At 44.6% G+C, this 11804-nt stretch carries 10 protein-coding genes; all 10 read left to right on the top strand.

Annotated features, from left to right (window positions below; translation table 11 throughout):
• Positions 1-105 precede the first annotated feature (105 nt).
• The 10 genes from glnA to H8716_RS00215 all read left to right on the top strand — a co-directional run bounded on the left by glnA (position 106) and on the right by H8716_RS00215 (position 11768).
• Positions 106-1434 carry a type I glutamate--ammonia ligase gene (gene glnA, locus H8716_RS00260; RefSeq protein WP_249306334.1) on the top strand — a complete coding sequence of 443 codons (1329 nt, stop codon included), beginning with the start codon at positions 106-108 and terminating at the stop codon, positions 1432-1434.
• A gap of 43 nt (positions 1435-1477) precedes the next feature.
• Positions 1478-2026 carry an ANTAR domain-containing response regulator gene (locus tag H8716_RS00255; RefSeq protein ID WP_249306323.1) on the top strand — a complete coding sequence of 183 codons (549 nt, stop codon included), beginning with the start codon at positions 1478-1480 and terminating at the stop codon, positions 2024-2026.
• Between the two features lie 20 nt (positions 2027-2046).
• A complete protein-coding gene (dapF, locus tag H8716_RS00250; protein WP_249306320.1) occupies positions 2047-2880 on the top strand; it encodes a diaminopimelate epimerase in 834 nt (277 codons plus the stop codon).
• A gap of 12 nt (positions 2881-2892) precedes the next feature.
• Positions 2893-4107, top strand: coding sequence for an LL-diaminopimelate aminotransferase (locus H8716_RS00245; protein ID WP_249306316.1), 1215 nt, complete (start codon positions 2893-2895; stop codon positions 4105-4107).
• A gap of 137 nt (positions 4108-4244) precedes the next feature.
• The gene (asnA, locus tag H8716_RS00240) at positions 4245-5255 is read left to right on the top strand and encodes an aspartate--ammonia ligase (RefSeq protein WP_249306312.1); all 1011 of its coding nucleotides are present in this window, start codon (positions 4245-4247) and stop codon (positions 5253-5255) included.
• A 526-nt stretch (positions 5256-5781) separates the two neighbouring features.
• Positions 5782-7113, top strand: a complete 1332-nt coding sequence (aspS, locus tag H8716_RS00235; RefSeq protein WP_249306310.1) for an aspartate--tRNA(Asn) ligase — start codon at positions 5782-5784, stop codon at positions 7111-7113.
• Between the two features lie 55 nt (positions 7114-7168).
• Positions 7169-7462 carry an Asp-tRNA(Asn)/Glu-tRNA(Gln) amidotransferase subunit GatC gene (gatC, locus tag H8716_RS00230; RefSeq protein WP_249306307.1) on the top strand — a complete coding sequence of 98 codons (294 nt, stop codon included), beginning with the start codon at positions 7169-7171 and terminating at the stop codon, positions 7460-7462.
• A gap of 12 nt (positions 7463-7474) precedes the next feature.
• Complete coding sequence (gatA, locus tag H8716_RS00225; protein WP_249306305.1) at positions 7475-8962, top strand: Asp-tRNA(Asn)/Glu-tRNA(Gln) amidotransferase subunit GatA; 1488 nt, start codon at positions 7475-7477, stop codon at positions 8960-8962.
• A complete protein-coding gene (gene gatB / locus H8716_RS00220; RefSeq protein ID WP_249306302.1) occupies positions 8963-10399 on the top strand; it encodes an Asp-tRNA(Asn)/Glu-tRNA(Gln) amidotransferase subunit GatB in 1437 nt (478 codons plus the stop codon).
• 67 nt (positions 10400-10466) lie between these two features.
• Positions 10467-11768, top strand: a complete 1302-nt coding sequence (locus H8716_RS00215; RefSeq protein ID WP_249306299.1) for a polysaccharide deacetylase family protein — start codon at positions 10467-10469, stop codon at positions 11766-11768.
• Positions 11769-11804 lie beyond the last annotated feature (36 nt).

The following is an 11804-nucleotide window of genomic DNA, read 5'->3' as shown; positions in this document are numbered from 1 at the left end:
TGCCGCTGTTATCATTTTTTCAGAGCAAAGGCGTTCGAACACAGGGTGTAGAATGCCTTTTTTTCAAATAAAATATATGAACATTGGACAAAGGAGTGATGGTTTATGAAGTTTACCAGAGAAGATATTATCCGTATGGTAGAGGAAGAAGATGTGGAATTCATTCGTCTGCAGTTTACAGATATTTTTGGTACTATGAAAAATATCGCGATTACAGCGAGTCAGCTGGAAAAGGCACTGGATAACAAATGTATGTTTGACGGATCTTCCATTGAAGGATTTGTCAGAGTGGAAGAATCTGATATGTACCTGCATCCGGATCTGGATACTTTTACAATTTTCCCATGGAGACCGCAGCAGGGCAAAGTGGCAAGACTGATCTGCGATGTGTATCGTCCGGATGGAACCCCGTTTGAAGGAGATTCCAGATATATCCTGAAAAAAGTGATAAAAGAAGCGGCAGATATGGGCTGTCAGTTTGATGTGGGGCCGGAATGCGAATTTTTCTTATATCATCTGGATGATAATGGACAGCCTACAACCATCACCCATGAAAAAGCGGGATATTTTGATCTGGGTCCTGTCGATCTGGGCGAAAATGCCAGAAGAGATATGGTTATGACACTGGAAGATGTGGGAATCGGCGTGGAGGCGTCCCATCACGAAGTAGCACCGGCGCAGCATGAGATTGACTTGAAGTACGGAGATGCGCTGGCTATGGCAGATAATCTGATGACCTTTAAGCAGGCAGTAAAAACCATCGCCAAGAGACATGGACTGCATGCATCCTTCATGCCAAAACCAAAACAGAATATCAATGGTTCCGGCATGCATATTAATATGTCATTATCCAGAGACGGAGTGAATATATTTGCAAATCCGGAAAACGAAAAAGAATTAAGCAAAGAGGCCCGCTATTTTATGGGCGGTCTTTTGAAGTATATGAAAGGAATGGCAGCAATCACGAATCCGTTGATTAATTCTTACAAACGTCTGATACCAGGATATGAGGCACCGGTTTACATTGCCTGGTCAACCCAGAATCGTACGCCGTTGATCCGTATCCCTATGACCAAAGGAGAAGGCCAGAGAATTGAACTGCGAAGCCCTGATCCGTCAAGCAATCCATATCTGGTACTGGCAGTCTGCCTGGCAGCAGGACTGGATGGAATACGGAATCAGATCGAGCCGCCGGAAAGCGTGGACAGCAATTTGTATGAATTGTCTGAGCAGGAGAAAAAAGATATCGGTCTGGAGCGGCTTCCTGAGAACTTAAATGAAGCAGTCCGGGAATTGGAAAAAAGTGAATTTATCTGTAATGTACTTGGTGATCATATTGTAAAGAATTACTGCAAAGCCAAAAAAGCGGAGTGGGAAGAATATACCAATCAGGTTACACAGTGGGAGCTGGATCAGTATTTATACAGAATTTAACCACCTGTTTTCAAGAAATATTATAACAGGAGGTGCGTGAAGAATGACCAGCATCATTGTGGCTTTCCCAAAAGTGGAAGATGCGAAAAACATCAGAAATATTATCGTGCGCAATGGATATCAGGTGTCAGCTGTCTGTGTCAGCGGAGCACAGGTGCTGCAGGCTGCCGATAATCTGGGTGAAGGCATGGTGGTCTGCAGTTACCGCTTCCGGGATATGCAGTATGATCATCTGAAGGAATGCCTGCCAAAGGATTTTGAAATGCTTCTGGTTGCATCAGAAGGTGTACTTGGAGGCTGTGTGGATTCGGATATTGTGCGGCTCTGTCTGCCACTGAAGGTACATGACCTGATAAATACCATAGAATTTATGCAGGCATCGCTCATCCGGAGGCAGAAGAAAAAGAAGAAGATGCCAAAAGTCAGATCGGAAAAGGAACAGAAGATCATAGACGAGGCAAAGAAACTGCTGATGGAGCGGAACAGTATGACAGAAGAAGAAGCCCACCGTTATATGCAGAAATGCAGTATGGACAGTGGAACTAATCTGGTAGAGACGGCGGAAATGGTATTTGCGTTAATGACGAGTTGAAGGAAAAGGAGACAGAAACCATGAAATTCACAAAAATGCATGGAATCGGAAATGATTATGTGTATGTAAACTGTTTTAAAGAAACGGTGGAGAATCCATCTGAAGTGGCAATAAAGGTCAGTAACCGGCATTTTGGAATCGGCTCTGACGGACTGATTCTCATTAAGCCGTCTGAAGTAGCAGATGGAAAAATGGAGATGTACAATGCAGACGGATCCCAGGGAGCCATGTGTGGAAATGGAATCCGCTGTGTGGCAAAATATATGTATGACTATGGTATCACAGATAAGACCAGTATTAGTGTAGAGACTAAGAGCGGTATCAAATATCTGGATCTGACTCTGAAAAACGGAAAAGTAGATACTGTAAAAGTAAATATGGGAGCGCCGATTTTAAAGGCATCAGAGATTCCGGTGGTTTCGAAAAAAGAGCAAGTGATCAGTGAACCGGTTACAGTAGACGGAAAAGAGTGGAAGATAACCTGTGTGTCCATGGGCAATCCCCATGCGATTACTTACATAGACGATGTAAAGCATCTGGAGATCGAGAAGATCGGTCCAAAGTTTGAAAATCATGCGATTTTTCCGGATCGTGTAAATACAGAATTTGTCCATGTGATTGACCGTAATACAGTGGAGATGCGTGTATGGGAACGTGGATCCGGTGAAACCTATGCCTGTGGAACCGGAGCATGTGCAGTAGCGGTATCTTCTATCTTAAATGGTCTGACAGAAGAGGAAGTGACAGTAAAACTGTTGGGTGGTGATTTGAAGATTTTCTGGGACCGTAAGGAGAACCGGGTATATATGACCGGGAGCGCAACCACCGTATTTGACGGTGAAATTGATTTATAGGGGGAAAGAACAATGGTAAAAGTAAATGACAATTATTTAAAACTGCCAGGCAGTTATCTGTTTTCTACAATCGGTAAAAAAGTAGCAGCATTTTCAGCAGCGAATCCGGACAAAAAGATCATTCGTCTGGGCATCGGAGATGTGACCCAGCCTCTGGCTCCGGCCATTATCACAGCACTTCATGGAGCGGTAGATGAGATGGCAGATGCAGCGACCTTCCATGGATATGCACCGGATCTTGGTTACGAATTCTTAAGAAGTGCTATCGCCCAAAATGATTATCAGGATCGTGGTTGTGATATTGCGGCAGATGAGATTTTTGTATCTGACGGGGCCAAATGTGATTCCTCCAATATTCAGGAGATCTTCAGTCTGGATAACAAGATTGCTGTTTGTGATCCGGTCTATCCGGTATATGTGGATTCCAATGTTATGGCAGGCAGAACCGGAACCTGGGATCCGAAGACAGAGACCTGGAGTGATGTGATCTACATGCCTTGTACCGCAGAGAATAACTTTGCACCGGAGCTTCCAAAGGAGACACCGGACCTGATCTATCTCTGTTTCCCGAATAACCCGACTGGTTCTACGATCACGAAAGACCAGCTTCAGGTATGGGTAGATTATGCCAATAAAATGGGTGCCATCATTATCTATGATGCAGCCTATGAAGCTTATATTTCAGAAGAAAATGTGCCACATTCTATCTACGAATGTGAAGGCGCCAGAACCTGTGCCATTGAGCTGCGAAGCTTTTCCAAGAATGCAGGCTTTACCGGAGTGCGTTTGGGATTCACGGTCATTCCAAAAGAGTTAAAGGCAGGAGAGACGAATCTGCATCCGCTCTGGGCGAGAAGACACGGTACCAAGTACAACGGTGCACCATACATTGTACAGAGAGCCGGAGAGGCTGTATATTCACCGGAAGGAAAGGCACAGTTAAAAGAACAGGTAGCTTATTACATGAATAATGCAAAAGTTATCTATGAAGGCTTAAAATCCGCAGGCTACACCGTATCCGGCGGTGTGAATGCACCATATATCTGGCTGAAGACACCGTATCAGATGACTTCCTGGGAATTCTTTGATTATCTTCTGGAAAAAGCAAACGTGGTCGGAACTCCCGGATCAGGATTCGGACCAAGCGGAGAAGGATACTTCCGTCTGACTGCATTTGGCAGCTATGATAATACTGTCGAGGCAATCGAACGTATGAAAGCATTATAAGAATGCTTGTATATTTTCCAGAATCTGTTATACTAAGATTTTGGAAATGTGAGATAACTGTTCAGAAATTACTGTCCCGAAGGCATTTTAACCTCGTATCAGTGAAACTGCTGAACAGATATGAGGAGGATATGGACATGAACAATTTGATCATTCCGGAAGATTACGCTTCCGCTTTGAACCTGCATGACACACAGGTAGCTATCAAGGTAGTAAAAGACTATTTTCAGAAGGCACTGACTACCAGACTGAACCTTCTGCGTGTGACCGCACCATTATTTGTTACACCGCAGTCCGGTCTGAATGATAACTTAAATGGCGTAGAACGTCCGGTTGCATTTGGAATCAAAGAGCAGAATGACGCCCAGGCAGAGATTGTGCATTCTCTGGCAAAGTGGAAACGTTATGCATTAAAGAAATACGGTTTTTCTCATGGAGAGGGTCTTTACACCGATATGAATGCCATCCGCAGAGATGAAGATACAGACAATATTCACTCTATCTATGTGGATCAGTGGGACTGGGAGAAGATTATTTACAAAGAAGAACGTAATGTGGAAACGTTGAAAAATGTAGTGAAAAATGTGTATAAGGCATTAAAAGCTACCGAGACCTATATGTCCCTGCAGTATGACTATATTGAGGAGATTCTGCCAAAGGATATCTTCTTTATCACTACACAGGAACTGGAAGACATGTATCCGGACTGCACACCGAAGGAGCGGGAATACAAGATCACCAAGTTAAAAGGTGCTGTATTTATCATGCAGATCGGCGGTAAGCTGGCATCAGGAGAAAAGCACGACGGACGTGCACCGGACTACGATGACTGGTCCTTAAACGGTGATATTATCGTATACTATCCGGTACTGGACATCGCACTGGAATTATCCTCCATGGGTATCCGTGTAGATGAAGAAGCACTGGTAAAACAGTTAGACGAAGCAGGCTGCCCGGAAAGAAAGGACCTGCCATTCCAGAAAGCTATCTTGGATGGTAAGCTGCCATATACTATCGGCGGTGGTATCGGACAGTCACGAATCTGTATGTTCTATTTAAGAAAAGCACATATCGGCGAGGTACAAGCATCCCTGTGGCCGGAGGATGTGACAGAAACAGCAGAGAAGGCTGGAATACAGTTACTGTAGGTCGTTGAGATCTTTTCTATTGATTAACAAACGAAGAAATGCATCATTTCATATCCGTTGAGATATGAAATGGTGTATTTTTTGTATGGTTAAATTGGTCTCTTGCATTACAGCCATGCATTTTTTTCATCAAACATAGACTTGTAATTTACAAAACACTGTGTTAATATGACTGACATAAATGAGATGCAAAGCAATGAAGGAGACTCCGGCAGAGGAACCTGACAGGAATACAGCGTCACCGACTGAGAGCGCTGTTTAGGGAAATCACCAATGGGGAACACTCTGGAGCAGACCGGTTGAACAGATCTGATATTCAGACAAGTAAGTCGGTACGTGGTACGCGTTAAGTACAAAAGTGGCATGCAAAGGCGCGTGCAACTGCGGGTGGCACCGCGGCTATATGAGAATATACCGTCCCGGAACAGGAATGAGAGTTTCTGTTCCGGGACTTTTTGTATTTCCAGTGTATCAGGGAGCAAATACAATTCGTGGAAATACGATATGAAAAGAAAGGAGCATGAACATGGAAACGTTAAGTGGAGTAATCAAAAAAGAGACAAAAGAGATCAGTGAATTAGTGAAGCCGGAACTGGTAGGTCAGACGGTAAAAGTAAATGGTGCGGTGCATGTCATCCGTGATATGGGTGAGATTGCCTTTGTGATTTTACGAAAGAGAGAAGGACTTCTCCAGTGTGTCTATGAGGATGGCAAGGTGAATGTGCCACTGTCTGAGATCAGAGAAGGCACGACCATGGAAGTAACCGGAATGGTAAAAGAAGAAGCAAAAGCGCCTCATGGTATTGAGATTCGTATGACAGAAGTGACAATCTTAAGCCAGCCGACGGAAGCCATGCCACTGGCCATTTCCAAATGGAAAATGAATGCTTCTTTGGATGCCAAACTGAATATGCGTGCGATCTCCCTTCGGAACATTCGTGAACGTACCAAATTCAAGATTCAGGAAGGAATCGAACGGGGCTTCCGTGAATTCTTATATGAACAGGGATTTACAGAGATCCGTACCGCCAAGCTGGGAGCGAGAGGCGCAGAAGGCGGAGCGAACCTGTTTCGTCTGGACTATTTCCACAAGCCTGCAGTGCTTGCGCAGAGCCCACAGTTCTACAAGCAGATGATGGTAGGTGTATACGACCGTGTATTTGAGACCGGACCGGTATTCCGGGCAGAAAAGCACAACACCAAACGTCATTTAAATGAATATACCAGCCTGGATTTTGAAATGGGTTATATTGACAGTTTCCTGGATATCTGTGGAATGGAAACCGGATTCCTGCAGTACACCATGAAGTTTCTGCAGGAACATTACAGTGAGGAACTGCGGATTCTGAATGTAACTCTTCCAAAGACAGACGACATCCCAATGGTTCGTTTTGATGAAGCCAAGAGAATGGTATCTGAAAAATACAACAGACGCATCAAGAACCCATACGATCTGGAACCGGAAGAAGAAGCATTGATCGGCCAGCTTTTTAAAGAAGATTACGATGCGGATTTCGTATTTGTTACCCATTATCCATCGAAAAAACGTCCGTTTTATGCAATGGATGATCCTGCAGATCCAAAGTTCACTTTAAGCTTTGACCTGTTGTTCCACGGAATGGAGATCACTACAGGGGGTCAGCGTATTCACGATTACCAGATGCTGCTGGATAAGATTGCAGCAAGAGGCATGACCACAGAAGGAATGGATTCCTATCTGGAAGCCTTCAAACATGGCATGCCACCTCACGGAGGTCTGGGCATCGGACTGGAAAGACTTACTATGAAACTGGTAGGAGAAGACAATGTCAGAGAAACCACACTGTTTCCAAGAGATCTGTCCAGACTGGAACCGTAGGAAGATACAGAATGAAGAAATTCAAGAAGGCAGCAGAAAGTGAGGAGTAACAACCATGGCAAATATCATTTCCGATGAAACAATGGAATATGTAGGCATTCTGGCAAAACTGGAATTGTCTGAAGAAGAAAAAACACAGGCGAAAAAAGACATGGAAATCATGCTGGATTATATTGACAAGTTAAACGAACTGGACACCACAGGAGTGGAACCGATGTCTCATGTCTTCCCGGTACACAATGTATTCCGGGAGGATGTGGTAACCAATGGAGATGACAGCGAGAACATGCTGAAGAATGCACCTGCAAAGAAAGACGGCGCATTTATGGTTCCAAAGACGGTGGAGTAAAGGAGAACAGATATGGGATTACTGGATGATACAGCAGTAGAACTGGGAAAGAAAATAAAATCTGGGGAAGTGACTGTAAAAGAAGCGGTTATGGCATGCCTGGATCAGATCAAAAAAGCAGAAAGCACCATTCATGCCTATGTGACCATTGACAGAGAAGGTGCCTTGAAAAAAGCAGAAGAAGTACAGAAAAAAATTGATGAAGGCAAACTGACAGGTCCGCTGGCAGGGGTACCGGTGGCTATCAAAGATAATATGTGTATCGCTGGAATGCGTACTACCTGCAGTTCTAAAATACTGGATAACTTTATTCCGACCTATACGGCAGAAGCGGTAAAGAATCTGGAAGAGGCAGGCGCTGTCATTCTTGGTAAAACAAACATGGATGAATTTGCCATGGGAAGCACCACAGAGACATCCGCTTATGGCGTTACGAGAAATCCGTGGGATCCGGAGCATGTACCGGGGGGCTCATCCGGTGGCTCCTGTGCAGCTGTAGCAGCAGGAGAATGCTTTTATGCACTGGGGTCTGATACAGGCGGATCCATTCGTCAGCCAAGCTCTTTCTGCGGTGTGACAGGAATCAAGCCAACTTACGGAACAGTATCCCGTTATGGACTGATTGCTTATGGATCATCTCTGGATCAGATCGGACCGGTGGGAAAAGATGTGACAGACTGCGCGACCATTCTGGAAGTGATCGCCTCCCATGATAAAAAAGACAGCACTTCGCTGGATCGTACGGATTGTGATTTTACATCAGCACTGGTAAAGGATGTAAAGGATATGAAGATTGGTATCCCAAGAGATTATCTTGGAGAAGGACTGGATCCGGAAGTAAAAGAAGCAGTGCTGGCAGCTGCAAAGGTACTGGAAGAAGCCGGAGCTGTCGTGGAAAAATTTGACTTAAGCCTTGTGGATTATGCGATCCCTGCCTATTACACCATAGCAGCAGCGGAAGCCAGTTCCAATCTGGAACGTTTTGATGGTGTGAAATACGGTTATCGAGCCAAAGAATACGAAGGACTTCATAACATGTACAAAAAGAGCCGTTCTGAAGGTTTCGGGCCGGAAGTGAAGAGAAGAATTATGCTGGGTTCCTTTGTACTCAGTTCCGGTTATTACGATGCCTATTATCTGAAAGCACTGCGCACGAAAGCTTTGATCAAACAGGCTTTTGATAAGGCATTTGCCACGTATGATGTGATTCTCGGGCCTGCTGCACCGACAACTGCACCGAAGCTGGGAGAGAGTCTGGGTGATCCGTTGAAGATGTATCTGGGTGATATCTACACGATATCCTGTAACCTTGCAGGGCTGCCGGGTATGACAGTACCATGCGGTATCGACAGTAAAGGACTTCCAATTGGGGTACAGCTCTTGGGAGACTGTTTTCAGGAGAAGAAAATCATCCGTGCGGCATATACCTATGAACAGAGCAGACAGGAAAAAATTATTTGTCCGGATATGAGCGAAGTGTTAGAAAAGGCGGTGGAGTAAATGGCAAAGCAATATGAAACAGTTATTGGACTGGAAGTACATGTGGAACTGGCCACAAAGACAAAGATATTCTGCGGTTGTTCTACCGCATTTGGAGGGGCACCGAATACCCATACCTGTCCGGTCTGCACCGGTATGCCGGGTTCTCTTCCGGTATTAAATAAACAGGTAGTAGAGTATGCCCTTGCAGTAGGACTGGCTACCAACTGTGAGATCAATCAGTACTGCAAGTTCGACCGTAAGAACTATTTTTATCCGGACAATCCGCAGAACTATCAGATTTCCCAGCTCTATCTTCCGATCTGCCATGATGGAAAAGTGGAGATCGAGACAACCGCAGGTAAAAAATATGTCGGCATTCATGAGATTCATATGGAAGAAGATGCCGGTAAACTGGTACACGATGAATGGGAAGACTGCTCTCTGGTGGATTACAACCGAAGTGGCGTGCCCCTGATTGAGATCGTGTCTGAACCGGATATGAGAAGTGCAGAAGAAGTCATTGCGTACCTAGATAAGCTGCGTCTGATCATTCAGTATCTGGGAGCTTCTGACTGCAAGCTTCAGGAAGGTTCCATGCGTGCAGACGTGAACTTATCTGTCCGGGAAGTGGGCGCAGAAAAATTCGGCACCCGTACGGAAATGAAAAACATCAACTCTTTTAAGGCAATTGCAAGAGCTATCGAAGGAGAACGTGCCCGTCAGATCGAACTTCTGGAAATGGGCAAACCAGTCATTCAGGAAACCAGGCGATGGGATGATAACAAGGAATATTCCTATGCGATGCGATCTAAGGAAGACGCCCAGGATTACCGCTATTTTCCGGATCCGGATCTGGTTCCGGTTATCATCAGTGACGAATGGATTGACCGGGTAAAAGCAGTACAGCCAGAGCTTCGTACTGAAAAACTGGAACGTTACAAAAAAGAATTTGATATCCCAGATTATGATGCGGAAATTCTTACTTCATCCAAGCATATGGCAGATATTTTTGAGGCGGCAACAGCCATTTGCAAAAAGCCAAAGAAAGTATCCAACTGGCTGATGGTAGAAACCCTGCGCCTGTTAAAAGAAAAAGGGCAGGATCCGGAAGATATCATGTTTTCACCGGAACATCTGGCTGAACTGGTAGAACTGACAGAGGAAGGAACCATCAACAGCAGCGTGGCCAAAGAAGTATTTGAAAAGATCTTTGAAGAAGATGTGGATCCGGCTGTCTATGTGGAAGAGCATGGATTAAAAACGGTCAATGACGAAGGAGCACTTCGCAGTACCATAGAAGAGATCGTGGCAGCAAATCCGCAGTCAGTGGCAGACTACAAGGGTGGAAAGCAGAAAGCCATTGGGTTCCTGGTGGGTCAGACCATGAAAGCCATGAAAGGAAAGGCAGATCCGGCATCTGTCAATAAGATATTAAAAGAGATCCTGGATGCCTGACATCACGCTTTTACTTGTAATTTTGGATAAGAGTAGATATACTAAGAAACATGGAAAGGAGAGGTCCATGAAGAAAAAGATATCTACTCTTATTTTATGCCTGCTGACTGTGAGTCTGGGACTGACAGGCTGTACCAGGACGCAGATGAATGAACAGATCGCAGAGAGCATCGGGACACTGGGCATGTATGAGAATAATGAGCCGGTGGAGACCCCGAAGATGAAGGCGGAAAAAGAAATACAGGAAGCAAAACAGGAAGAAGAAGATAATGTCAGCGAACATCTGGATAAAGCTCAGAGACTGGCAGCTTCTTATGATTATACCAATGCACTGGCAGAGCTGTCACTGATTAATGAAGAGTATCAGGATGATGAACGGGTCATCAGTGCCAAGGTAGAGTACCAGAGATTACAGGGAATGATGATTACCTATGGCGGTGACTTTACACATTTTTCTGTAAAGAGTCTGATTGCAGACAAAGACCGGGCGTTTGGAGATGCAGATATGGCATATTATTATAATAACTGGTCTCTGACGATTGATGAATTTGAACAGATCTTGCAGTCATTATATGAGAAAAATTACATTTTGATGAGTGTCTATGATCTGGTAGTAGAAGTGGAGAATGAAGATGGAACGATCAGTTTTGCACTGAATACACCAACCGTTCCGGCAGGGAAGACACCAATCATCTTTTCTTTTGCGGAAGCAAATTATTACAGTGATACTAATTACGGCGCATATTCTGATAAAATAGTGCTGGCAGATGATGGAAGTGTGCAGAATGAATATGTAGATGAGCAGGGCAATACACTGGTGGGAGCCTATGACGTGATACCAGTCCTGGATCAGTTTGTGGAAGAACACCCGGATTTTTCCCTGCGCGGGGCAAAAGGAATTATTTCACTGACTGGATATGAAGGAGTTTTTGGATATAATATAAGTACCGATGCAGAAGAGATCAAAGCAATTGCCGACAGTCTGAAGGAAGACGGATGGCTGATTGCATGCAATGGCTACAGTAATCTGATGATGGAAAGTGAGATGGATTCCAATGACCTACAGGAGGATCTGGATGACTGGCAAAGCAAGGTAGCTGCACTGGTGGGAGATACGGATCTGCTGTTCTATCCGTTTGGAGACTCGGTATCAGCAGGAAGTTACAAGCAGGGACAGCTATTTGATGCAGGATACCGCTTCTTCTTTAATTTGTGGGCAACAGCAGATTATCTGGAAGTAAACAGTGACTATGTGATCCAGTCCAGACGTGTGCTGGATGGATATGACCTGTATTATTATGGAGAAGATATGACGGATTTTTTTGATGCAAAAGAGATTTTGGATCCGGCAAGACCGCCATTTGAATGATGTACAGGAGCAGTATGGAAGCAGCTGCATATTTGA

The sequence above is a fragment of the Jingyaoa shaoxingensis genome, assembly GCF_014385005.1.
In the GTDB taxonomy this organism is placed as follows: domain Bacteria; phylum Bacillota; class Clostridia; order Lachnospirales; family Lachnospiraceae; genus Marvinbryantia; species Marvinbryantia shaoxingensis.
This window is presented reverse-complemented; position numbering and strand designations above follow the sequence as displayed.